At 71.5% G+C, this 23,456-nt stretch carries 21 protein-coding genes; 10 read left to right on the top strand and 11 right to left on the bottom strand.

Features of this window, described 5'->3' with window-relative positions; genetic code table 11:
* Positions 1 to 773: 773 nt before the first annotated feature.
* Together ACFYRX_RS10960 and ACFYRX_RS10955 are read right to left on the bottom strand one after the other, a co-directional pair.
* Positions 774 to 1,253 carry a hypothetical protein gene (locus ACFYRX_RS10960; RefSeq protein WP_389098101.1) on the bottom strand — a complete coding sequence of 160 codons (480 nt, stop codon included), beginning with the start codon at positions 1,251 to 1,253 and terminating at the stop codon, positions 774 to 776.
* 139 nt (positions 1,254 to 1,392) lie between these two features.
* A complete protein-coding gene (locus ACFYRX_RS10955; RefSeq protein ID WP_389098099.1) occupies positions 1,393 to 2,004 on the bottom strand; it encodes a hypothetical protein in 612 nt (203 codons plus the stop codon).
* A gap of 24 nt (positions 2,005 to 2,028) precedes the next feature.
* Here ACFYRX_RS10955 and ACFYRX_RS10950 point away from each other — a divergent pair, with 24 nt between their 5' ends.
* A complete protein-coding gene (locus ACFYRX_RS10950; protein WP_389098098.1) occupies positions 2,029 to 3,627 on the top strand; it encodes a helix-turn-helix domain-containing protein in 1,599 nt (532 codons plus the stop codon).
* Positions 3,628 to 3,703: 76 nt separating this feature from the next.
* Here the strand turns inward: ACFYRX_RS10950 and ACFYRX_RS10945 are convergent, their stop codons facing one another.
* Both ACFYRX_RS10945 and ACFYRX_RS10940 read right to left on the bottom strand, forming a co-directional pair.
* Positions 3,704 to 5,446 (bottom strand): pyruvate dehydrogenase, encoded by a 1,743-nt coding sequence (locus ACFYRX_RS10945; protein ID WP_389098096.1) that lies wholly within the window; start codon positions 5,444 to 5,446, stop codon positions 3,704 to 3,706.
* Between the two features lie 54 nt (positions 5,447 to 5,500).
* Positions 5,501 to 7,345, bottom strand: coding sequence for a protein phosphatase 2C domain-containing protein (locus ACFYRX_RS10940; RefSeq protein WP_389098094.1), 1,845 nt, complete (start codon positions 7,343 to 7,345; stop codon positions 5,501 to 5,503).
* A 378-nt stretch (positions 7,346 to 7,723) separates the two neighbouring features.
* Between ACFYRX_RS10940 and ACFYRX_RS10935 the strand changes: the two genes are divergently transcribed.
* Positions 7,724 to 8,206, top strand: a complete 483-nt coding sequence (locus ACFYRX_RS10935; RefSeq protein WP_389098092.1) for a DUF456 domain-containing protein — start codon at positions 7,724 to 7,726, stop codon at positions 8,204 to 8,206.
* Between the two features lie 76 nt (positions 8,207 to 8,282).
* Positions 8,283 to 8,654 (top strand): PPOX class F420-dependent oxidoreductase, encoded by a 372-nt coding sequence (locus ACFYRX_RS10930; RefSeq protein WP_389098090.1) that lies wholly within the window; start codon positions 8,283 to 8,285, stop codon positions 8,652 to 8,654.
* Here the strand turns inward: ACFYRX_RS10930 and ACFYRX_RS10925 are convergent.
* The 3 genes from ACFYRX_RS10925 to rsgA all read right to left on the bottom strand — a co-directional run bounded on the left by ACFYRX_RS10925 (position 8,651) and on the right by rsgA (position 11,810).
* The gene (locus ACFYRX_RS10925) at positions 8,651 to 9,133 is read right to left on the bottom strand and encodes a methylated-DNA--[protein]-cysteine S-methyltransferase (RefSeq protein WP_389098088.1); all 483 of its coding nucleotides are present in this window, start codon (positions 9,131 to 9,133) and stop codon (positions 8,651 to 8,653) included. The two genes, ACFYRX_RS10930 and ACFYRX_RS10925, sit on opposite strands and share 4 nt — an antisense overlap.
* Positions 9,130 to 10,524 carry a DNA-3-methyladenine glycosylase 2 family protein gene (locus tag ACFYRX_RS10920; RefSeq protein ID WP_389098232.1) on the bottom strand — a complete coding sequence of 465 codons (1,395 nt, stop codon included), beginning with the start codon at positions 10,522 to 10,524 and terminating at the stop codon, positions 9,130 to 9,132. Before ACFYRX_RS10920 ends, ACFYRX_RS10925 begins: the two co-directional genes overlap by 4 nt.
* Before the next feature lie 194 nt (positions 10,525 to 10,718).
* Positions 10,719 to 11,810 (bottom strand): ribosome small subunit-dependent GTPase A, encoded by a 1,092-nt coding sequence (gene rsgA, locus ACFYRX_RS10915; RefSeq protein ID WP_389098086.1) that lies wholly within the window; start codon positions 11,808 to 11,810, stop codon positions 10,719 to 10,721.
* Positions 11,811 to 12,152: 342 nt separating this feature from the next.
* Between rsgA and ACFYRX_RS10910 the strand changes: the two genes are divergently transcribed.
* From ACFYRX_RS10910 to ACFYRX_RS10885, 6 genes are all read left to right on the top strand, one after another.
* On the top strand, positions 12,153 to 13,304 hold the full coding sequence (locus ACFYRX_RS10910) for an NAD(P)/FAD-dependent oxidoreductase (RefSeq protein ID WP_389098084.1): 1,152 nt from the start codon (positions 12,153 to 12,155) through the stop codon (positions 13,302 to 13,304).
* Positions 13,301 to 13,600, top strand: coding sequence for a (2Fe-2S)-binding protein (locus ACFYRX_RS10905; protein WP_389098082.1), 300 nt, complete (start codon positions 13,301 to 13,303; stop codon positions 13,598 to 13,600). The genes ACFYRX_RS10910 and ACFYRX_RS10905 overlap by 4 nt, the downstream gene beginning before the upstream one ends.
* Positions 13,593 to 15,005 (top strand): FAD-dependent oxidoreductase, encoded by a 1,413-nt coding sequence (locus ACFYRX_RS10900; RefSeq protein WP_389098081.1) that lies wholly within the window; start codon positions 13,593 to 13,595, stop codon positions 15,003 to 15,005. The genes ACFYRX_RS10905 and ACFYRX_RS10900 overlap by 8 nt, the downstream gene beginning before the upstream one ends.
* Before the next feature lie 31 nt (positions 15,006 to 15,036).
* Complete coding sequence (locus ACFYRX_RS10895; RefSeq protein WP_389098079.1) at positions 15,037 to 15,933, top strand: dihydrodipicolinate synthase family protein; 897 nt, start codon at positions 15,037 to 15,039, stop codon at positions 15,931 to 15,933.
* A gap of 40 nt (positions 15,934 to 15,973) precedes the next feature.
* Positions 15,974 to 16,975, top strand: a complete 1,002-nt coding sequence (locus ACFYRX_RS10890; protein ID WP_389098077.1) for a proline racemase family protein — start codon at positions 15,974 to 15,976, stop codon at positions 16,973 to 16,975.
* A 65-nt stretch (positions 16,976 to 17,040) separates the two neighbouring features.
* Positions 17,041 to 17,745 (top strand): GntR family transcriptional regulator, encoded by a 705-nt coding sequence (locus tag ACFYRX_RS10885; protein WP_389098075.1) that lies wholly within the window; start codon positions 17,041 to 17,043, stop codon positions 17,743 to 17,745.
* A 159-nt stretch (positions 17,746 to 17,904) separates the two neighbouring features.
* On the opposite strand, the gene ACFYRX_RS10880 is transcribed toward ACFYRX_RS10885, so the two are convergent.
* The gene (locus ACFYRX_RS10880; protein WP_389098073.1) at positions 17,905 to 19,383 is read right to left on the bottom strand and encodes a cellulose binding domain-containing protein; all 1,479 of its coding nucleotides are present in this window, start codon (positions 19,381 to 19,383) and stop codon (positions 17,905 to 17,907) included.
* 289 nt (positions 19,384 to 19,672) lie between these two features.
* Between ACFYRX_RS10880 and ACFYRX_RS10875 the strand changes: the two genes are divergently transcribed.
* Positions 19,673 to 20,200, top strand: a complete 528-nt coding sequence (locus ACFYRX_RS10875; RefSeq protein ID WP_389098071.1) for a hypothetical protein — start codon at positions 19,673 to 19,675, stop codon at positions 20,198 to 20,200.
* An 18-nt stretch (positions 20,201 to 20,218) separates the two neighbouring features.
* On the opposite strand, the gene ACFYRX_RS10870 is transcribed toward ACFYRX_RS10875, so the two are convergent.
* The 3 genes from ACFYRX_RS10870 to ACFYRX_RS10860 all read right to left on the bottom strand — a co-directional run bounded on the left by ACFYRX_RS10870 (position 20,219) and on the right by ACFYRX_RS10860 (position 23,365).
* Positions 20,219 to 21,541 carry a radical SAM protein gene (locus ACFYRX_RS10870; RefSeq protein WP_389098069.1) on the bottom strand — a complete coding sequence of 441 codons (1,323 nt, stop codon included), beginning with the start codon at positions 21,539 to 21,541 and terminating at the stop codon, positions 20,219 to 20,221.
* A 63-nt stretch (positions 21,542 to 21,604) separates the two neighbouring features.
* Positions 21,605 to 22,267, bottom strand: coding sequence for a pyridoxamine 5'-phosphate oxidase family protein (locus tag ACFYRX_RS10865; protein ID WP_389098067.1), 663 nt, complete (start codon positions 22,265 to 22,267; stop codon positions 21,605 to 21,607).
* A gap of 90 nt (positions 22,268 to 22,357) precedes the next feature.
* Positions 22,358 to 23,365, bottom strand: coding sequence for a hydroxyacid dehydrogenase (locus ACFYRX_RS10860; RefSeq protein ID WP_389098065.1), 1,008 nt, complete (start codon positions 23,363 to 23,365; stop codon positions 22,358 to 22,360).
* Positions 23,366 to 23,456: the final 91 nt, after the last annotated feature.

Here is a 23,456-nt window from a genome sequence, read left to right as displayed (position 1 = left end):
TGCCTGCCTCTTCATGACCCCCGCCCGCGTGCCGATGTCGGTTTCCCTCCTGCTCGAACACGTTCACGGGGATCCATGCCCCGTAGTTCATGCGGCAGTCATGTCGAATCGTCAACGACCAGGTGTTCGGCCATGCCTGCGGCGGTGACGCGGGCCGCCCCGGCGGGGCGTGCGATCACCGGTCCGCGCACCCCCGACCGCCCTGCGCGACGGCCCGGTTCCGCCGCGGCGACGCCCTGCGACGGTCCGTACGGCCCGCCCGGTACACGCCGCTCGTGCCGCGGGGCACGCCCTCGTGGCGTGCGCCCGGCGAACCGGTTCCGAGGGTTCGCAGGCCACGGTCGGCGTGACGGCCCTCCATACCCGGGGTGATTCGGGAAAAGCCCTGGTGGACGGGGTGGTTCCGAGAGAGGAGGCGGATGCCGGGGAGGGAGCGGGCAGGCGTGTCCGGCCGGTGCCCGGCTTCCGGGCACCCCGGAGCCGGGCACCGGCTCCACCGCGGAGGACGACCTGCCGTACGACGTCACGGCGCCCCTCGAACGACGTGCACCCCCTCATGCCGGCACCCGATGGACGGGGCCGGCAGGAGGGGGTGCGCCGGTTCATCCGGTCATGACGGCGACACCGGCCCGCAGTCCCGCACGGCCACGAATCGACGCAGCTCCGGGACACCCTGACCACTGGTCATGGGCCGATCCGCCGACTCCACGCTGCCGTTCTCGCCGTACGGGACGAAGAGGAGTGGCAGGGGAGAAACTGGCTGGAATCCAGCGTCACTTGCTCCCGGTTCCCTTTGCATTGATGCCCTTGGTACCGATGTGGACGATCTTGTGACTGCCGCGGGTCATGTCGACGACGACGGTGCTGGTCTGGCCGACGCTCCAGGTGAGGGTCACGACCGCCTCGGTGTACCGGGCGGTGCCGTTGTCGGTGACCTTCCAGGCGAGGGGCACGTTCTGGGCGCGCAGGACGCCGTCGGCGTGCTCCTTGGCCTCCCAGGCGTTCAGTTCCTTCTGGAACGCGGGCGTGAGGTACTGCGCGCGGAGCGCGTCCTGGAGTGCGCCGCTGCCCTCGTCGGTCACCGCGTCGATGTAGGTGCCGTAGAAGTCGGCGATGCGCGTGATGTTGTCGGACGGCTTTCCGCTGACGCTGCGCGGTGCTCCGGCGGAGGCCTGGGCGGTGACGCCGAGACCGAGGGCCAGGGCGAGGCCGGCGGCAACGGCGGTACGGCGGACGGCCTTGGTGGTGTTCATGCGTGTTCCCCGTTTTCTTTCCGGTTTCCCCGGATGTCGTTTCTCTTGAACGGTTCAGATGGTTCGGATGCTTCGGACCGTGAGGTGGTCCGTGCGGGGCCGCCCGCCCGACCCCCGTGCGGGAGGGCGGCCCCGGGCCTCAGCGGAGCTTGTTCACCGCGGTGGCCGTGGTGCGCTTGAAGGCCTTCACCGGGGCGTCGCTGAAGTCACCCATCTGGGACCACTCCACGACGGTGACAGTCCGGTCGTCCCGGCCGACGGAGAGAAGGCGGATGTCGGTGGCGCCGTACGAGGTCTCGGTGTGCAGGCCGTGTACGCGGGCGCCCTCCTCGACCGCCACCTTGCCGTAGCCCTTGTAGGTGGCCTCGATCTCCGGGTCGGACTGTTCGAGGCGGTCCGCGCAGGTGCGGATCTCCTTGTTCAGCAGGGCGGCGAGGGCCGCGGCCTTCGCCTTCGTGCCGACCTCGATCGTCAGCTGCCGGGCGCTGGTGTCCAGGGCGGTGCGGAAGTCGCGGTACCGGGAGTCGTAGCCGGGCAATGCGTCCCGCAGGCAGAGCTGCAGCTCCTCCGGGACCCCGTCGGTCACCTTGCCGGCCGTCCAGGCGGACGAGGGGTGCGGGGGGAGGTCGGCGGCGGCGAGGAACTTGGGAGCGGCCGGGGCGGCACCCGCCTGTACGGCCAGTGTGACGCCGAGCACGACGCTGGTGAGAGAGAGTACGGTGAGCGTGCCTGCTCGGGTGTGCTTGGGCATGGGTGTCCCCCGTGAGAAACGTGCATGGGTGTGGGATGCCGCGATGACGCCGGATGGTCGGTCCGAGTGCCGGTCGGTGCGACACCAAGAGCATCAGCGGTCACACCGGGCGGACGCAACCAGGGACACGGGATCCATCGGCATGGAACCATCCCAGGCCGTCTGACGTGCAGGTATAGGGAGTGCCTGGGATACGGGATCAGGGGGGAATCGTTGTCGGCACCGGAATCACAGCCGGAATCACAGGACGAGGTCCAGGAGTTCGCCGCTCTGCTGCGGCGGCTCAAGGAGCGCACGGACCGCAGTTACGGTTCGCTCGCCCGACGGCTGAACATGAACACCTCGACCCTGCACCGGTACTGCGCGGGCGACGCGGTACCGCTCGACTTCGCACCGGTGGAGCGGTTCGCGGCGCTGTGCGGGGGGTCGGCCGAGGAGCGGATGGAGCTGCACCGGTTGTGGCTCGCGGCGGTGGCGGCGAGACAGCGGCCGCGGACCACCGAGCCGACGGTGGATCTCGGTGTGCCGGCCGCGGCGGCAGGGGGAGAGCCGCTCGCGGAGGCGGCCGGTGAGCCGGGCCCGGGAAGCCTGGACGAAAACAAGGGCGAGGACGAGGACGAGGGCAGGAACGAGGACGAGCCGGACGCCGTGCGCGTGACGGTGGCCGTTCCCCCGCCGCACCCCTGGTACCGCCGTCGGCGTTTCCTGGTCACCGCTGCCGCCGTCGTCGTCGCCCTCGCCACCCTGGGCAGCCTGTCGGCGCTGCCGTCCGGCCGTCCCGCCTCGGACAACGTGGCCCAGGCTCCGGACCCGTCGTCCCGGACTACCGCGTCGGGCATGCGGGACCGTTCCGGGTCGCCGTCACCGAATCCCTCCGCCACCTCCGCCTCCCCCTCGGCCAAGGCCACCGGAACACGGCCCTCCGCCTCGGCGTCCGACGGCCACGGCACCTCGAAGGGCACCGCCGGGTCCGGGAAGCAGGGAACCTCCGTCGGGACTCCTCTGACCTGGAGCGCGAACTCCCAGATCTGGGAGGGAAGCTGCGGTCACGACTACGTCATCGACAAGCCGCCCTCCGAGGTCCCCCCGCCCCCGCTGGTCCAGGACGCCGGGATCTGGGCGGCGACACAGGGCGCGATCCACGGGCGGGAGACGAAGGTGCAGATCTCCGTGCAGGGACGGTCGTCCACGGCCGTCGTCCTGGAGGCACTCCGCGTCCGGATCACCGGCCGCAGCTCCCCGGCACCCGGTACCGATTACGCCATGGACCAGGGCTGCGGCGGCGGGATTACCCCCCGCGGCTTCGACGTGAACCTGGACATCGACCGCCCCGTCGCCCACGCGGTCGCCGGCAACGACACCGGACAGACCGTGCCCGCGGTGGAGTTCCCCTACCGGGTCTCCGCCACGGACCCGGAGGTGCTGCTGGTCTCCGCGACGACGCAGACGTACGACTGCAACTGGTACCTCGAACTCGACTGGTCCTCACAGGGCCGCACCGGCACGGTCCGCATCGACGACCACGGCCGTCCGTTCCGCACGACCAGCGTCAAGGGCCTGACCCGCCTCTGGTACGGCACGAACGACGCCGGTGAGCGGGCGTGGGTGCCGTCGGGCACTTAAGTCCGCCGGCCGTTCGGATCGGGTCGGCCGCGAGGTGGAGCACGTCGCCGCCGACCCGGTCGTGGCCGTCATGGGCCTAGGGCCGGGGCACGTTGCGCAGGTTGGAGCGGGCCATCTGGAGCATGCGGCCGACTCCGCCGTCGAGGACGATCTTGGAGGCGGACAGGGCGAAGCCGGTGACCATCTCCTTGCTGATCTTCGGCGGGATGGACAGGGCGTTGGGGTCGGTGACGATGTCGACGAGGGCCGGTCCCTTGTGCCTGAACGCCGACTTCAGGGCCCCGGCGAGGTCCTTGGGCTTCTCGACGCGCTCGCCGTGGGCACCGCAGGCACGGGCTACGGCCGCGAAGTCGGGGTTCTTGTTGGTGGTTCCGTAGGAGGGCAGCCCGGCGACCAGCATCTCCAACTCGACCATGCCGAGCGAGGAGTTGTTGAAGAGGATGACCTTCACCGGGAGGTCGTACTGCACGAGGGTCAGGAAGTCGCCCATCAGCATGGAGAATCCGCCATCGCCGGACATCGACACGACCTGCCGGTTCCGGTCGGTGAACTGCGCTCCGATCGCCATCGGCAGCGCGTTCGCCATGGACCCGTGGGAGAAGGAACCGATCACCCGGCGACGGCCGTTGGGTGTGATGTACCGGGCGGCCCAGACGTTGCACATGCCGGTGTCGACGGTGAACACCGCGTCGTCGGCGGCGAGTTCGTCGAGGACGGAGGCCACGTACTCGGGGTGGATCGGGACGTGCTTCTCGGCCTTGCGGGTGTACGCCTTGACGACCCCTTCGAGCGCATCGGCGTGCTTCTTGAGCATTTTGTCGAGGAAGCGCCGGTTGGTCTTCTCCTGCACCCTGGGCGTCAGACAGCGCAGGGTCTCCTTCACATCGCCCCACACGGCGAGGTCCAACTTGGAGCGGCGGCCCAGGTGTTCGGGGCGCACGTCGACCTGGGCGATCTTGACGTCGTCGGGGAGGAAGGCGTTGTACGGGAAGTCGGTGCCGAGCAGGATCAGCAGATCGCACTCGTGGGTGGCCTCGTAGGCGGCGCCGTAGCCGAGCAGGCCGCTCATGCCGACGTCGTACGGGTTGTCGTACTGGATCCACTCCTTGCCCCTGAGGGCGTGCCCCACCGGTGACTTGACCTTCTCCGCGAACTCCATGACCTCGGCGTGCGCGCCCGCCGTGCCGCTGCCGCAGAACAGGGTGATCCTGTCGGCGGCGTCGATCATCTCGACGAGCTTGTCGATCTCGGCGTCGCCGGGGCGGACGCTGGGCCGGGAGGTGACGAGGGCGGTCTCGGCGGACTTCTCGGGGGCGGGCTGGTCGGCGATGTCGCCGGGGAGGGAGACGACGCTGACGCCGGAGCGGCCGACGGCGTTCTGGATGGCGGTCTGCAGCAGCCTCGGCATCTGCTGGGGACTGGAGATCATCTCGCTGTAGTGGCTGCACTCCTGGAAGAGCCGGTCGGGGTGGGTCTCCTGGAAGAAGCCGAGACCGATCTCGCTGGAGGGGATGTGCGAGGCGAGGGCAAGCACGGGAGCCATGGAGCGGTGGGCGTCGTAGAGGCCGTTGATGAGGTGCAGGTTTCCGGGCCCGCAGGAGCCGGCACAGGCCGCCAGCTTGCCCGTGATCTGCGCCTCCGCGCCCGCGGCGAAGGCGGCGGTCTCCTCGTGCCGGACGTGTACCCAGTCGATGGCGGAGTTGCGGCGGACGGCGTCCACGACGGGGTTGAGGCTGTCGCCGACCACGCCGTAGAGGCGTTCGACTCCAGCCTTGACGAGGATGTCTACGAACTGCTCGGCGACGTTCTGTTTGGCCATGGATCCATGCACCCCTTCGGTCTCCTTGGGTCCATCAATCCACAATGGCCGCGATCACGCCTCCCAAACCGCCGCAGCCGTACGGTCGTCCGCGTACCCCTTGGCCCGGACCTGGCTGTCGGCGAGGAACTCGGCGAGGCCGGGCGCCGTGGGTCCCGACCACCGCCCGGTGAGGTACTCGCACAGTTCGGGCTCGCCGCGCAGGGGTTCGGCGAGGCCGCCGGTGCACATCAGGAGGGTGTCCCCCGGGCGGGCGACGGAGGCACGGAAGCGGAAGGGTTCGCGGTGCGGCTCCGGGGCGGGTTCGTAGGGGCTCGGGGGTGTGGGAATGCCCAGGTCCATGGTGAGGCGATCGCCCTCGGGGGTCTCGGCGGGCAGCGAGCCGAAGCCGACGACCGGTTCGCCGGTGACGTCGGTGATCCGGGGTTCGATGTCGTGCCACTCGCCGTCGCGGAGCCGGAACAGGCCGCCGGCGCCGACACCGAAGAAGACCCGGACACGGCACTCGGGGTCGGCGGGCAGGAGCAGACAGCGCAGCGTGGCGGCGTACTCCTCCGGGTCGACGCCCTGCTCGGCGGCGCTGGCGCGGAGTTTGCCGAGACTGCGGTCGGTCAGCCGGTGCAGCCCGGACTTCAGGTCACCGCGCCGGGCTTCGCCGATGTCCTGGGCGAGCCGCGCGTGGCTGCGTCCGACGGCCCGTCCGATCCAGTGGCAGGCCTCGGCGGCGGCACGGTGGGCGCCCGGGGTGGCGCGCGCGCCGGTGGCCATGGCGACGAGGATCAGCGCCTGGTCTCCGGTGCCGAACCGGGCGGTGAGCAAAGAGTCCCGGCGGGGCTCGCCCCGGAACCGGGCGGAGTCGCCCCGCACGGAGACCGCGCGGAGTGTGCAGGCGCCGTACCTGGCCCCGTCCAGCACGGTGTCGGCGACCAGGTCGTCCAGCTCGTCGGGGTCGGCGGGCGGGAGGGCGGTGGGTTCGGCGTCGTAGGTGGGCGGGCCGGAGCCGACGAACCCGACGGGGACGGGCGGGAGCGTGGGAAGGTCCACGCGGGTGGCGGTGCGGAGGGTCCGGGGGGCGGGGGCGGCGGCCGGTTCCGGGGCAGGGCGGGGATCGGCGGCTTCGACGTCTTCGCGGCGCTGCGGAGAGGCCTTGGTGCCGGGTTCCGTGGGCCGGCCTGGTCCGGCAGGCTCGGCCGTCGGGTTGGGCTGGGTGGAGCCGGGGCCGGTGGGGGCTGCGGCGCCGGGGGGTTTGCGGGTGGGGTCGGGGGCGGGTGGGGCGACGGCCCACCAGTCGTCCTCGCGGCGGCGCTTGTCCGATCCGGCTCGGCGCGAGGAGCTTGGGGGGTGCTCGGGGTTCTCGGGGTTCTCGGTGTCCTGCGAGGGCCGGGGCGGGGCAGTGGGAGGAGGCGGGGCGGCGGGGTGCGGGGGCGTCGGGGGAGCCGACGGAGCCATGGACGTACGGTCGCCGCGCGGGGGAGCCGGACGGTCCTCGGGACCGCGGGCGACGAAACCGGGCGGCTTGGGGCCGGGCGGGAACGGCACGGGGTCCTCGCGAGTGTCCGGCGGCTCCCAGGGCGCGCGGTGCCGGCCCGAACTCGCACGGGGCGGGGCGTCCGACGCCTCGGGGAACCCGGATCGCGGGGCGGGAACACCGGTACCGGGCCGACGGTCCGGCTCGTCCGCCGTGCCCCCGGCACCCGCAGCTGACCCGCTGCCCGGTCCGCCGGGCACACCGGTCCCGCGCGCGGTCCCGGACCCGTCTGTCACCGCTCCCGCCGCCGAGGCGAAGCGGTCGTCCAGGGAGTCCGGGGCCGGTGTGGGGCCCGTGTCGTCCGTGGAGTCGTACAGCTGCCCCCACCAGTCGTCCTCGTGACCGGTGGGATTTCCCCCCTGCTGGCTCATGCCCTCAATTGTCCACCGCGCGGGCCGGATGAAAACGGGGCATCCCGAAAATCGAGGCACTCCCCCGCGCGCCGAACGGTGTGTCGAGTGAGCTGTCGAACAGGTGTGGCGAAAGAGGTCGCCGGGCGGCTCCACCCCCCACGGGAGAACCGCCCGGCGACGCCGGTGCGACCCGAGTTTCGGTCCTGACCTCGTCCGGAACTCGATCCGGGCCTCGATCCGTGTCGGTCCTGAGTGTGACCTGCTTCCCTGTCGCGGAGCTGTGATGCCACCGAGCCGGGGCCGCGTGCGTACGGGCAGGGGTTCCGACGGCTCGGGAGCGGCCCGTACGAACAGCGCTGGCCTGCGCTTCCTCCCGTCCTCCTGCACCCTGGACGAATGGGAGTGTGGGACCTCCTGCTCGTCGGCCTGGTCATGCTGTTCGGCCTGGGCGGCGTGCTGGTGCCCGGAGTGCCGGGGTCGTGGCTCGTGTGGGCCGCGGTCCTGTGGTGGGCGCTGAAGGATCCGCAGCCGGTCGCCTGGGGCGTGCTGGTGGGGGCCACCGTCGCCCTGTTCCTGTCCCAGGTGGTGCGCTGGTCGCTGCCGCCGCGTCGGCTGCGGGCGAGCGGGGCCACCCCGCGCATGGGGGCATACGCCGGGGCGGGGGCTTTTCTGGGGTTCTTCCTGATTCCCGTGCTCGGCGCGATCCCGGGGTTCATGGCAGGCATCTACGTCTCGGAACGCCTCCGCTTCGGGCGGCACGGAGAGGCGAAGGCCGCCCTGCGTACGGCGATGCGCTCGGGCGGCTCCAGCGTGCTGGCGGAACTGTTCACGTGTCTGCTGATCATGGGCGCATGGCTGGGCACCCTGCTCTGGGGCTGACGTAGGACCGCGGACCCACGGTTTCTGGGACCACGTTCCGATGTGCGGGCGGCGCGGGCGTGTTTGGGTGGCCGGCATGACCGAATTCAGCGAGGCCGAGCGCGCGTATCTGAAGTCGCAGCGACTGGGGCGGCTGGCCACCGTCGACCGGCACGGACAGCCGCAGGCGAACCCGGTCGGCTTCTTCCCGCAGGAGGACGGCACCATCCTGGTCGGCGGCTACGCGATGGGCCGGACCAAGAAGTGGCGCAACCTCCAGCAGAACCCGAAGGTCGCCCTGGTCGTCGACGACATCGCGAGCCTGAAGCCGTGGACGGTGCGCGGCATCGACATCCGGGGAGAGGCGGAGCTCCTCACGGGCCCGCACGAGCTGGGGGCCCATTTCAGTGAGGAGCTGATCCGCATCCATCCACGACGGATCCACAGCTGGGGGCTGGAGGAGAACTAGAGCGCCGCTTCCAGCGTGAGCAGGGTTGTCTTACGCTCCAGGCCGCCCGCGTATCCGGTGAGGGAGCCGTTCGCGCCGATCACGCGGTGGCACGGGCGCAGGATCAGCAACGGGTTGGCGCCGATCGCGCCGCCGACGGCCCGGACGGCCATGCGGGAGGCGCCGATGCGGGCGGCGATCTCGCCGTACGTCGTGGTCGCGCCGTACGGAACGTCGTCGAGGGCGTCCCAGACACGGGTGCGGAACTCGGTGCCTTCGGGGCGCAACTCCAGTCGGAACTCCTTGAGTTCACCGGCGAAGTAGGCGGCGAGCTGCTCCTCGGCGGCCCGGAAGGGGCCGGGGTCGCGCAGCCAACCCTCCTGGAGGGTACGGCCGTTCTTCTGCCCGGGTACGGAGAGCGAGGTCAGCGCGCCGGTCTCGTCGGCGGTGAGGAGGAGCTCGCCGACGGGGCTGTCACAGTGGGTCCAACGGGTGGTCATGAGTACTCCAACTCCCCTGCTGCGAGCAGGTGTTGCCAGGCGTAGGAGCGCCAGGGGCGCCAGGTGTCGGGGGTATCGGGGCTGTCGGGGCCCGGTGGGGCGACGTCGGGGTCGCCGAGGGCGCGGGCGCGGATGACGGCGACGGTAGGCGCGTCCAGGCCGGGCAGGGCGAGCAGCGCGTGCTGGGCGGCTTCGCGGTCGGCGCCGGGGTCGAGGCGTACGGTGCCCTCGGCGAGGGCGGTGGCGAGCGTACCCAGGGGGCCGGCCGCCACCGAGAGGGCCGCGGGATCGGGGAAGAGGTGCGTGAGGCTGCCGCAGGGCGCGTCCAGGGTCTTGCCGTAGCGCTGGACGAGCTGTTCGGCTTCGTCGCGGCCCACCAGTGCCCGTACGGCGAACTCCTCGGGGTCGGCGGTGCCGGGCGAGCGGAGTCCGGGGCGGGCGGCGACCCATGGGGCGAGCCTCGGGTCCGCGCCGAGTCGCTCGTCGACGGCGTAGGGATCGGCGTCGAGGTCGAACAGGCGCCGCAGCCGTCCGACGGCGGTGGTCAGGTCGCGGGGGTCGGTGAGGTGCAGGTGGGCGTCGAGCCAGCCGCCGGGGTGGGCGCCGGTGACGGTCCTGACCGTGCCGGGCCGTTCCTGGACGGCGACGATGCCGGTGCCGTGCGGGAGGCGGAGGGTACGGCGGTAGGTGCGCCGCCCGGGTGTCCCGCTCACCTCCTCGACGCCGGGTACGGCCTCGCTCGCCAGCAGGTCGAAGACGGCGCCGGAGCGGTAGGGGCCGCGGTGGGCCAGTCGTAGCGGCACGCCCGCTGTGGGGGTGGCCGTGCGCCGGGTGGCCCGGGCAGCGGTGCGCAGGTCGCTCGGTGTCGAGGCGTAGATCTCCCGGACGGTGTCGTTGAACTGCCGCACGCTGGCGAAGCCCGACGCGAACGCGATCTCCGTGACGGCCAGGCCGGTGGTCTGGAGCAGGACACGTGCGGTGTGGGCTCGCTGGGCGCGGGCCAGGGCGACGGGCCCGGCGCCGAGTTCGGCGGTGAGCTGGCGCTGGACCTGGCGTGCGCTGTAGCCGAGCCGGCCCGCGAGCCCGGCGACGCCCTCGCGGTCGACGACACCGTCGCCGATCATGCGCATCGCCCGGCCCACGACATCCGCCCGTACGTTCCAGTCCGCGGAACCGGGCACCGCGTCCGGACGGCACCGCCGGCAGGCCCGGAATCCCGAGCCCTGCGCGGCGGCGGCCGTCGCGTAGAAACGGACGTTGCGGCGCTTCGGGGTCACCGCGGGGCAGCTGGGCCGGCAGTAGATCCCGGTTGTCTCGACGGCGAAGAAGAACTCCCCGTCGAACCGGGCGTCCCTGCTTCGTACGGCTTCGTACCTGGTGTCCTCGTCCATCACGCCATCCAGTGTCCGCCGTGCACGGGGTTGCCGCTGGCGGAAATCGGACATGGCGGTGCGTGGGCGGGTGCGGGTCCGTCGTGGCTTGTCGCGCCCACGCGGCGGAGCCGCATATCGAATACAGCCCGAGCCCCCTCGGTGGGGGCGCGGGGAACTGCGCGGCCCACCCCCACCGAGCCGCGGCCGTACGACTACCTCCAGGACCCCCGCTTCGCCTCCATCGCCGCCTTGCCCTGCGCCCCCTTCTTCTTCCAGTCCTTCCGGATCTCGGCACGGAGCCGCGCGTCGGTCTTCGCCACGATGCGCTGGTTCTCCCGAATGAGCTTGCGATAGCTCTCCAGTCGCCGCTCGGACAGCTCACCGGAGTCGAGAGCGGCCAGCACCGCGCACCCCGGCTCGCTCTCGTGCGCGCAGTCCTGGAACCGGCACCGTTCCGCGAGCGCCTCGATCTCCGAGAACACCTGCCCGACACCGACCCCGGCGTCCCACAGACCCACCCCCCGCAGGCCGGGCGTGTCGATCAGCACGCCACCGCCCGGCAGGGCGAGGAGGTTGCGGGTGGTCGTCGTGTGACGCCCCTTCCCGTCCACGTCCCGGGTGGTGTGCACCGTCATCACGTCGGCCCCGACGAGCGCGTTCGCGAGCGTCGACTTTCCCGCACCGGACTGCCCGAGCAGCACGGACGTACCGCCGGAGACCACTGCGGAAAGGACGTCGAGCCCGTCCCCGTCCTGCGCGCTGACGGTCAGCACCGGCACGCCGGGCGCCGTGGCCTGCACGTCCTCCACGAGATGCGAGAGCGTCACCGCGTCCGGAACGAGGTCGGCCTTGGTGAGCACGACCACCGGCTGTGCGCCGCTCTCCCAGGCGAGGGCGAGGAACCGCTCGATGCGGCCGAGTTCGAGTTCGACGGCCAGCGACACGGCGATGATCGCGTGGTCGACGTTGGCGGCGAGGATCTGCCCCTCGGACCGCTTGGATGAGGTGGAGCGTACGAAGGCGGTACGGCGTGGCAGATACGACCGTACGTAGCGAGGGGTGCCCGCGGGTTCGACGACTGCCCAGTCGCCGGTGCACAGGACCCGCAGCGGGTCGTGCGGGGTGACGAAGGCGGTGTCGGCCCGCAGCGTCCCGTCGGCGGTGACGACGTCGCACTGCCCGCGGTCGACCCGGACGACTCGTCCGGGCAGGAGCCCCTCGGACTCGTAGGGGGCGAACGCGTCCGCCCACGCCTCGTCCCAGCCGTAGGGAGCGAGAGCGGAGAAAACTGAGGTGGAAGTCAAGGGAGACCCTTCACAGGGTGGCCCCGGCACCAGAAGTCGATGTCAGCCGGCGGCCACGGAGGTGGACTTGATGGATTCCTGAATGCGGGTGACGCTCATCGCAAAGACAGCCATCGGTCGACACCTCCCTCGTTTCTCGCTCGTCGGACACGCTCAGTCGGACACGCTCAGTCGGACACGCTCACAGACCACGGCAGCCGTGAGCCGCCGTGCGAAGCGGTCCTCACCTTAGGGGCGCCGGCACGGGGGCGCCACTGGTTTACCGGTCCCTCACACCACCACGCACGCAAGGTCGAGCCCACAGATGTTCCCCAGGAGAGAGCCATGTGACATAGTACTGGCGTGAGCAAGCCACTGACCTGCGATGTCGTGGTCGTCGGAGCCGGGATGGTGGGTGCGGCGTGTGCCCTGTACGCCGCCCGGGCAGGCCTCGATGTGATCGTCGTCGACCGCGGCGCGGTGGGCGGCGGCACGACCGGAGCCGGCGAGGGCAATCTTCTGGTCTCGGACAAGGAACCAGGTCCTGAGCTCGAACTCGCTCTGCTCTCCGGTCGGTTGTGGACCGAGCTGGCGGAGGAGCTCGGCACGGCGATCGAGTACGAACCCAAGGGCGGCGTGGTCGTCGCCTCCTCCCCCGACGGCCTGGAAGCCCTGGAGAGGTTCGCTACCGGCCAACGGGCCGCCGGGGTCCGGGCGGTGCGGGTGGATTCAGAGCAACTGCGCGACCTGGAACCCCACTTGGCGCCCGGCCTCGCGGGCGGTGTGCTCTACCCCCAGGACGCCCAGGTGATGCCCACGCTGGCCGCGGCCCATCTCCTACGGGCCTCTCGTGCCCGTCTGCGCACCGGCGTGACCGTGACAGGGGTGCTGCTCGGCGCCGACGGTGCCGTGCGCGGTGTGCGGACGGACCGGGACGAGATCCACGCGCCGCACGTCGTCAACGCCGCCGGAACCTGGGGCGCGGAGCTGGCCGCGCTGGCGGGGGTGAGCCTGCCCGTGCTCCCCCGGCGCGGCTTCGTCCTCGTCACCGAGCCGCTCCCCCGTCTGGTCCGCCACAAGGTGTACGCCGCCGACTATGTCGCCGACGTGGCCAGCGACTCGGCGGCCCTCCAGACCTCGCCGGTCGTCGAAGGGACGGCCGCCGGTCCGGTCCTGATCGGTGCGACGCGTGAACGGGTGGGCTTCGACCGGTCGTTGTCGCTGCCCGCGCTGCGGACGCTGGCGGCGGGCGCGACCCGGCTGTTCCCGTTCCTGGAGCGGGTGCGCGCGATGCGGACGTACCTGGGTTTCCGGCCGTACATGCCGGACCACCTGCCCGCGATCGGACCCGACCCGCGGGTGCCCGGACTGTTCCACGCGTGCGGGCACGAGGGTGCGGGCATCGGACTGTCCACCGGGACCGGGCAGTTGATCGCCGACGTCATCACCGGCCGGGCTCCCGGCCTCGACCTCTCACCGTTCCGTCCGGACCGTTTCCCCTCGGAGGCCTCGTGAACCCGCTGGAGCTGGTGCGTGCCGAACCTGGGCCCGCCTTCGTCGTCACCCTCGACGGACGGGAGATCGAGGCGCTGCCCGGGCAGACCGTCGCCGCCGCGCTGTGGACGGCCGGCGTCACCTCGTGGCGTACCACCAGGGGCGAGGGCCGCCCGCGCGGGATCTTCTGCGGGATCGGCGTCTGTTTCGACTGCCTGGTGACCGTCAACGACCGCCCGAACCAGCGGGCTTGTCTGGTGCCGCTGCGGCCCGGCGACGCGATCCGTACTCAGGAGGGAACGGGCCACGATGACTGAGCCGAACCGTGAACGGCCCCACCTCGCGGTGATCGGCGCGGGCCCGGCCGGCCTTGCGGCCACCCTCGCGGCAGCCGCACGCGGGGTCCACGTCACCCTGATCGACTCGGCGGCGGAGTCGGGCGGGCAGTTCTACCGGCAGCCCGCGCCGGGGTTCGGTGCCCGTCGTCCACAGGCACTGCACCATCAGCGGCGGACCTGGCAGAGGCTGCGCGACGGGCTGGACACCCACGTACGGGCAGGCGCCGTACGGCATCTGACGGATCATCATGTCTGGTTCGTCGAGCGCCGGGGCACCGCCGGACTCACCGTGCACGCCCTGCTCGGACCCGAGCAGGAGACGCCGGCCGAGGTGCGCGCCGACGCCGTTCTCCTCGCCACCGGCGGCTACGAGAAGGTGCTGCCCTTCCCCGGCTGGACCCTGCCCGGTGTCGTCACGGCGGGCGGGGCGCAGGCCATGCTCAAGGGCGGCCTCGTGCTGCCCGGCCGCATCGCCGTCGTCGCCGGGACCGGACCGCTGCTGCTGCCGGTGGCGACCGGCCTCGCCGCGGCGGGCGCGACGGTCGCCGCGCTGGTGGACTCGGCCGACCCCAGGGCGTTCGTACGACGGTCCCCGGCACTGTCTGCCCACCCGGCCAAGGTCGCCGAAGGCGCCGGGTACGCGGGGCAGTTGCTCCGGCACGGTGTCCGCACGCTCCTCCACCACACCGTCGTGGAGGCGCACGGCACCGAGCGGCTGGAGGCGGTGACGATCGCGGCGCTCGACCGGGACGGCCGGGTACGCCCGGCCACCCGGCGGCGCCTGGCGTGCGACACCCTTGCCGTGGGGCACGGCATGCTGCCCCACACCGATCTCGCCGACGCGCTGGGCTGCCGCGTCGAGGGGACGGACGTGTACGTCGACGACGAGCAGCGCACCGACGTGCCGGGGGTGTGGGCGGCGGGCGAGACCACCGGGATCGGCGGCTCGGCCCTCTCCCTCGCCGAGGGGCACATCGCCGGGCGGTCGATCGCGGCGCGGGCAGCGGGGCAGGAACCGGACCCGAGCGGGTGGGCCGCCGCCGCCCGCACCCGTACGAAGCTGCGCGCGTTCGTCGCCGCCGTCGACTCCGTGTACGCGCCGCCCGCGCACTGGGCCGAGCAGGTCACCGACGACACGGTGCTGTGCCGCTGCGAGGAGGTGTCGGCCGGCACGGTACGGGAGGCGGTGCGCGAGCTCGGCGCCGGCGACCTGCGGACCGTGAAGCTGCTGACGCGGGCCGGGATGGGCTGGTGCCAGGGCCGGGTGTGCGGGCCCGGGGTCGCGGGGGTCGCCGGGTGCGCGGAGACGCCGGGACGCAGACCGTTCGCGCGGCCGGTACCGCTGGGCGTGCTGGCCCGGGCCGGAGAGACGGAACCCCAGTGATATGTCACACCCCATGGAGAGGGCATCACAGATGACAGCCACCGACCTTCGCCCCTGGCGCGGAGTCCTCGTCGCGACGGCACTGCCGCTGAACGACGACCTCTCCGTGAACCACGACAAGTACGCCGAACACTGCGCCTGGCTGGTCGGGAACGGCTGCGACGGCGTCGTACCGAACGGGTCGCTCGGCGAGTACCAGGTGCTCACGCCCGAGGAGCGTGCCAAGGTCGTCGAGACGGCCGTGGCGGCGATCGGCGGCGAGCGGGTCATGCCGGGCGTCGCCGCCTACGGCTCGGCGGAGTCGCGCCGCTGGGCCGAGCAGGCGCGTGACGCGGGCTGCGCCTCCGTGATGCTGCTGCCGCCCAACGCGTACCGCGCCGACGAGCGTTCGGTCCTCGCGCACTACGCCGAGGTCGCGAAGGCGGGTCTGCCGGTGGTGGCGTACAACAACCCGATCGACACCAAGGTCGACCTCGTCCCGGAGCTGCTGGCCAAGCTGTACGGCGAGGGGCTCATCCGCGCGGTCAAGGAGTTCTCCGGTGATGTCCGCCGCGCCTACCAGCTGGCCGAACTCGCCCCGGAACTGGACCTGTTGATCGGCGCCGACGACGTCCTGCTGGAACTCGCGCTCGCGGGGGCCAAGGGCTGGGTGGCCGGTTACCCGAACGCGCTGCCCAGGTCCTCCGTCGAGCTGTACCGGGCGGCCGTGGCGGGCGACCTCGCCACCGCGAAGAAGCTGTACGAGCAGTTGCATCCGTTGCTGCGCTGGGACTCCAAGGTCGAGTTCGTGCAGGCGATCAAGTTGTCGATGGACATCGTGGGCCGCCACGGCGGGAGTTGCCGTGCGCCGCGGGTCCCGTTGCTGCCCGAGCAGGAGGCCGTCGTGCGGGCCGCCACCGAGCAGGCGGTCGCCGCCGGACTCGCGTAGGCCACCGCCGTCCCCGTCCCTCTCGATCACCAGGAGCGTCATGCGCAGCAAACTCGTCCTGCACGCCGTCGACTCGCACACCGAGGGCATGCCCACCCGCGTGATCACCGGTGGTATCGGCACGATCCCCGGCGCGACCATGAACGAGCGTCGGCTGTACTTCCGTGAGCACCGCGACGACATCAAGCAGCTCCTGATGAACGAGCCGCGCGGCCACTCGGCGATGAGCGGGGCGATCCTCCAGCCGCCGGCCCGCCCGGACTGCGACTGGGGTGTCGTCTACATCGAGGTCTCGGGTTATCTGCCGATGTGCGGACACGGCACGATCGGGGTGGCGACCGTGCTGGTGGAGACCGGGATGGTCGAGGTCGTCGAGCCGGTCACGACGATCCGGCTCGACACTCCGGCAGGCCTGGTCGTCGCGGAGGTCGCGGTGGAGGACGGCAGGGCGAAGAACGTCACGTTGCAGAACGTGCCGTCCTTCTCCATCGCCCTCGACCGCAAGATCGCACTCGCCGACGGGCGCACGGTGACATACGACATGGCGTACGGCGGCAACTTCTACGCCATCCTGCCGCTGGACCAGTTCGGGCTGCCCTTCGACCGGGCCCGCAAGGACGACATCCTGAAAGCGGGCCTGTCCCTCATGGAGGCGATCAACTCCGAGGAGGAGCCCGTCCATCCGGACGATCCGTCCATCCGGGGCTGTCACCACGTCCACCTGATCGCGCCCGGCTCCGACGCCCGGCACTCCCGGCACGCGATGGCCATCCACCCCGGCTGGTTCGACCGCTCCCCCTGCGGCACCGGCACCAGCGCACGCATGGCCCAGTTGCACGCGCGCGGTGAACTCCCGTTGCACACCGAGTTCGTGAACGAGTCCTTTATCGGGACGCAGTTCACCGGCCGGCTCCTCGGCACCACCGAGGTCGCGGGCCGGCCCGCCGTCCTGCCCAGCTTCACCGGCCGCGCCTGGATCACCGGCACGGCCCAGTACCTGCTCGACCCGACCGACCCGTTCCCGGCAGGGTTCGTCCTGTAGACCTCCGGCCCGGGGCGAGGACAATGCCGGTGACGCGTGACATTGCACCACTAGGAGATACCTTCATGGCCGCCCAGCGATCCAGCGCCCCCGCCGGGGCCGCCCCCGCCGCCACGCCCGTCCTGCCCGTCCTGGGGGGCAAGAAGAGCAGCTACCGGGAGCGGGTCGCCGACGCCCTGCGGGCCGCGCTGATCGCGGGCGAGCTGCTCCCGGGGCAGGTGCACTCGGCGCCTGCGCTGGCCGCCCGCTTCGGCGTCTCGGCGACGCCCGTGCGCGAGGCGATGCTGGACCTCGCGAAGGAGGGGCTCGTCGACACCGTCCCCAACAAGGGGTTCCGGGTCACCGCGGTCTCCGAGAAGCAACTCGACGAGTACACCCACATCCGCTCGCTCATCGAGATCCCCACCGTGGTGGAGCTGGCCTCGACCGCCGACCCGATCTCCCTGGAGGCGCTGCGCCCCGCCGCCCGGGAGATCGTCCAGGCGGCCGTGTCCGGTGACCTCATCGCGTACGTCGAGGCCGACACCCGCTTCCACCTGGGTCTGCTCGCTCTGGCGGGCAACGCCCACCTGGTCGAGGTGGTCGGCGACCTCCGCAAACGCTCCCGTCTGTACGGCCTCACGCCCCTGGTGAAGTCCGGCCGCCTCCTTGCCTCCGCCGAGGAACACCTCGAACTCCTCGACGCGTTGGTCGCCCGCGACGAGGGGGCGGTGCGGGAGGTGATGACTCGGCACATCGGTCATGTGCGGGGGTTGTGGGCGGCACCGTAGGGGCAGTTCGGCGGGTGCAGGCCGGTGGGGGTTGGTCGCGCAGTTCCCCGCGCCCCTGGGCCGGTACAGCTGGGCATCTTCGACTGCACCCACTCAGGGGCGCGGGGAACTGCGCGACCAGCCACAACTCACCCGCACCCGGCGATGAACGGCGCGGCGTCAGGACTTCGCGCACTCCTGGCCGTTGAGGGAGAAGTCGTATGCCGGTGTGTTCTTGTTCTGCCAGGAGGCGAGGAGGCCGAAGGAGAGCGAACCGTTCGCGGGGACCGACTTGTTGTAGTCGGCGGGCGTCGCGGTGACCTTCGTGCCGCTCTGTGTGTAGCTCGCGTCCCACATCTGCGTCACCTTCTGGCCGTCCTTGAAGGACCACTCGACCCGCCAGTCGTCGAGGGCCTCGCGGCTGGTGACGGTGACGGCGGCCTGGAAGCCGTCGGGCCACTGGTTGACGAGGGTGTACTCGACCTGGCAGGCCGGTGTGACGCTCTCGCTGGGCTCCGGCGCCTCGGCTCCGGCGGAGGAGGTGCCCTGGGGTTCCGGGTCGGAGTTCTTCGCGGCCGTGGACTCGGACGGGTTCGCCGCGGTCGCCTCCGAGGGTTCCGCCGAACCGGGCGCCCGCGAGGTGGCCGAGGGAATGGCCGCGCCGGGGTTGGACACGGGAAGGCCGTCGGCGGTGGTGCCGACGCCCGGCTTGGCCGTACCGGCCTCCGTGTCGCCGCCCGGGGTCATCGAGACGGCGAGGGCGAGGCCGGAGACGAGGACGGCCGCGACGAGCAGTCCGTTGCGCACGACCTTGGCCTTGTGCGCGTCGGGGTCCGGGGGCCCGCTCTCCAGGGCGGCAGGGCGACCGGCGCCCAGGCGCACCTCGGCGGCCCGGCGTCGGCGCTCCAGATAGGCGAGTCCGCCCCAGCCGATCACCCCGCCGGAAAGGGCCGCGGGCAGTCCGCCGCCGTGCAGTCGAAGGCAGGCGGCGGCCTCCGCGCACTCCACGCAGCGCGCGAGGTGACGGGAGAGGTCGTTCGGGGTCTCGCCGGAGGGGGAGCGGGTGACCGCGTCCAGCAGCCGGGCGTAGCTGCGGCACTGCGCGTCCATCGGCGTGTCGAGATGGTTGCGGTGGCTGCGGTCCCGGAACAGGCCCCGTACCTGGGCGAGTTCGTCCCCGACGGTGGCCGGGTCGAGGCCGAGCCTGCGGGCCACCACGCCGGGCGGCAGTGCCTCCACCTCGGACATCCACAGCAGTTCGGCGTCCGCCGCCTGGAGGTCACGCAGTCCGCGCAGCGCGATCGGCCGCTGGAGCGGCGGGCCGGTGTAGCGGGCGGCTTTCTCGGAGTTGAGCCACAGTCGCAGATCGGGGTCGAGCCGGTGGCCGAGGCCCCGTGTCTCCCAGTCCGCCGCCGTGATGCGAACGGCCGTCAGCAGCAGGGGTATCCGGGGCAACCGGACCGGACGGCGGCCGGCACCGCGGACGACGGCCTCCGCGTCACGGACCTCGCGCATCCCGAAGGAGAACGCCTCCGTGGCGAGTTCGGTGGCGGCGGCGGAGCCGGCCGTGCACAGATCGGCGTACGACAGCACGGCATCCCAGCACTCGGAGAACAGAGCGGCCTCGGCGGCGTCCTGGGGGCTCGGCAGGTCGGGCATGAGTCTCCTGCGTCGAAAGCGAGGTCAACTCGCCATACTGGCAAAGGAGTTGGGGGGAACCTCGCGGCAGGACAGGACCCTTTCACGTCTCCCACACAACTGACAAGCAGGCCATTCAAATCGGTTACCGTGGGTTCGGTCCACTGCCCACGGCACATGCTGCGCGGAGCTACAACCTCTGATACGGATCGGAAGCGGGAACGTATCAATCCTGCCTCACACGAACCAGATGTCACAGAGAATCGAGTCCGGCAGGCCAGGGCGATGGACGACCTACCGGGGGGGGATCATGTCGCAGTCGCTGGGACCGCTGGAACTGGTCGGGGACCGCTGGATCATCGGCGACCCGACACGCGGCAAGGGTTCGTGCGTGGTGCTCACGCGGGACGGCATGGAACACCACGAGCGCGGGGTGCCCGAGGCGGTCGCGGCGGTGCCGTGGACCAGGGTCGTCGACCTGAGGGTGTCGGGCATCACCCGGGCCTGGCACACCACCCGCACCATGGGCGTTCTCGACACGCTGGGCAACAGCTACATGGGGGCCGGCCCCAGGGCGTGCTCCGTCGGGGCCTACGTCCGGCATCCGTACGAAGGCTGGTCAGTGGTCTACACCCACCACGAGCGCCCGTACGACTACATGCACCTGTACTGGCTGGGCGACCTGTTCCGGAAGCTGTCCGCGGCGAAGGCCGCCCACCTGCTCGGCGACCCGGACTGGGTGGCCACGGCCGTCGCCAAACTGGCCGCGGCCCCGAGGTGGACACTGCGTCCGGGCCGCCCGGTCACCGCACTGCTCGCCGCGCTCGACGTCGGCTGACGCCCTGCGCGACGCGCGTCAGACCTCCGCCGGCTCCGGCGCCGCCGGGAGGCTGTCCATGAAGGAGCTCACCGAGAAGACGGCACGACCGGGTCCGGGCGGGCCGTATCCGGGCGGGGAGGACAGCCCGAAGTCATCCATCGTCTGGCGGTAGGCCTGAAGGAGCCGGATGTGGTATTCCAGCGGCGCGCCATGCGGGTTGGCCTTGCCGAGCGGGGTCGTCGGCTCGGGGCACCAGGTGGTGAAGCGGGGCGTGATCCCCTGGGACATGAAGAAGCGCAGGCCCTCGGTCGTGGAGGCGATGGCCTCGTCGACGGTCTTGAAGCCGAAGGGCTCCGCCATCTCCACGCCCGCCACGAAGTTGGGGATCACATTGCGCGCGCCGAACACCTCGGCCGAGTCCAGGATCCGCTTGTGCCACTCGTCCCGGCCGACGTACCGCTCCTTGCCGGGGCAGTACATCTTGAAGAGGTACTCGTCCCACACCTCGTAGTTGGGGTGGTAGATCTGCACGCCGTAGTCCTTGAACCGCTGCACGTCGTCGCGCGGCAGCGCCTGGGCGACGACCTTGCCGATCCACCGCCCGGGGAAGTGCTCCTCGATGGCCTTGGCGTACAGACCGTAGAAGTCGGCCTCGTCGCGGCCCTGGAGCTTCGAGGTGATCGCGCCGCCGGTGAGGGTGTAGGCGGTGGACGTCTTCGCGGTGTCGTACCGGTCGATGATCTCCAGGGCTTCGAGGACCTCGTCGACGTCCTTGACCCCGGTGTACGGCCGTCCCGCCGCCTTGTGCTGGCGCCAGTTGTGGTTGATGTCGCAGTACTGGCACTCCTCCTTGGCGCCGAAGTACTGGCACACCCGGAAGACGGTCAGATAGACGAGGTAGCCCCACTGGATGGTCGGGGCGACCTCCATGACGGACTTCCCGTTGGAGAGCTTGTGCCGGTAGTACTCCGGCATCGGCGGCACACCCACGTCGGCGATCCGCTTCCCGTCGAGGTAGAGCCCGAGCAGCCCCTCCTCGTCGGCGGCCACGCGGTACGGCGAGGACGGGTTGACCCGCACCGACACCACGGTCCGCCGCAGGTCGTACGGCCCGCCCGTGAGGATGATCTCCTCGGGCGGGCGGCGCAGCGCGGCCTCGCCCAGCTCGGGCAGGGTGCCGTGGTCGAAGGAGAAGATGAAGTAGGACTTCGGCTTCACCTCGCCCGACTCGTTGTCGCTGAGGGCGGAGGGGTCGAAGGCCACGCCACCTCGCAGCAGGTCCTCCTTGAAGACGGCTTCCCGCGGAACCTCCGGGAACCGCTCCATCAGATCCTCGACCAGCGCGGTACGGCTGCCCATCCCGTGTTCTCCTCCCGGCTCAGACGTACGACCGACTCCTCACGGTATGCCCTCGCACCGACATCACCCGTGCCGGGTCCCCTCACGGCGCCCGATATGGGATGGCACGGGCGTTTGTGGAGGCAGCAGAGGGTCGGGAACGGGCGCGCCCCACACGGACGTGAGCGGAAGCACACCGGCCCACAGCCCCAGCTCCGCGTCGGGTCCGTCGCCGTCGTCGGGCGCACCGATGCGGATCTTGACGGAGGCCTCGTCGAGGGGCAGGGCGAGCAGGGTGGTGGCGGCCAGTTCCTTACGGCTCGGCTCGCGCGCGTACGACCACTGACCGGGTGCCGTGTGTTCGGTCAGCAGGCGCAGGCCCGCCAGTTTCTCCTGCGGGTCGGTCACCTTGCGGGCCTCGCCGTGGATCACGGCGCTGCGGTAGTTGACGCCGTGCTCGAAGACGGACCGCGCGAGCACCAGCCCGTCGACATGGGTGACCGTGACACAGACCGGCGTACCGCCCGCGAGACTTCGACTGGCCACCGAGCCGTGCAGGTAGAGCTGCCGCTCGTCCCGCCCGTACACCGTGGGCACGACCAAGGGCCGCCCCTCGACCACCACACCCAGATGACAGACGAACCCGGCGTCGAGGATCGCCTCCAGGTCCGCCCGGTCGCGGCTGCCCTGCTCGCGGAGCCGGCGATGGCGGGTGAGGTCGGTCTCGGGAAGCAGATCGGAAGCCATGGAGCAGAACGCTACTGATTCAGCGACCACGAGGCCATATCTCAGCCGTATTGGACCGCTATACGGTTCCAGAACGACGAAATCCGCATCTCAGGCCGTTCGCTCCAGCCCTTCATAGGCCACCGGGAACGCCGGCCCCTCCCCGGCCGCCACCCGCTCCGCCTCCCCTACGACCGCCAGCCCCAGCCGGGCCAGTTCGTTGCCCTGGGATCCCGCGAGGTGCGGGGTGACGAAGGCGTTCGGGAGGTCGTGGAGGGGCGAGTCGGCGGGCAGGGGCTCGGGGTCGGTCACGTCGAGGATCGCGCTGAGCCGGCCGGTGCGCAGTTCGTCGACGAGGGCGTCCGTGTCGACGAGGCTCCCGCGCGCGGTGTTGATCAGCACCGCGCGGTCCGGCATCAGGGCCAGTTCTCGGCGGCCGATCAGGTGCCGGGTCTCGGGGGTCTCGGGGGCGTGCACGGTCACGATCTGCGAGGTGCGCAGCAGTTCGTCGAGGCCCAGTGGGGAGGCGCCCAGCTTCAGGGCCGTGCTCTCGTCGACGTACGGGTCGGTCAGGCTCACCGCGAGGTCGAAGGGCCGCAGCAGTTCGATGACCTTCCGCCCGATCCGTGACGCCCCGATCACGCCGACCCGGCGTCCGTGGTTGCCGATCCCCGGCACGATCCCCCAGCCGGGGAACGCCCGCTCGGCGCGCAGCCGCTCGCGGCGTACGAGGACGTCCTTGCCTGCCAGCAGGATCATGGCGAGCGTGTACTCGGCGACGGGCAGCGCGTTGGCCTCGGCGGCCGAGGAAACGGCGATGCCGCGCCGCCAGATCTCCGGAGTGGCGAAGCCCTTGACCGAGCCGGCCGAGTGCAGGACGGCACGGAGTTCGGGAAGCGCGTCGAGGGCGGCCGCGTCCAGACGGGGGCAGCCCCAGCCGGTCACCAGGATCTCGGTACGGGCCAGGACGTCCGTGAGCCGCGGATCGGTGAGGTCCTCGGCCACGATCCCGGGATCGATGTCCACGACGGCCCGCAGGCGGTCCAGCACCTCGGGCGGGAAGACCAGCGGCACGTTCTCGGCGGTCATGGCGAACAGCGCCCGGGGTCGCTCGGTCAAGGTGGGGACCCTCCAGAGAGTCGTAGAAAACGCTCTCTACGTTATGTGTCGGGAAATGAGAGGGTCAACGCATACGTGCACCCCGGAAGGA

Source organism: Streptomyces sp. NPDC005374, from assembly GCF_042872225.1.
Taxonomy (GTDB): Bacteria; Actinomycetota; Actinomycetes; order Streptomycetales; family Streptomycetaceae; genus Streptomyces.
The sequence above is the reverse complement of the archived record's forward strand: the minus strand, read 5'-3'. Positions and strand labels throughout refer to the sequence as shown.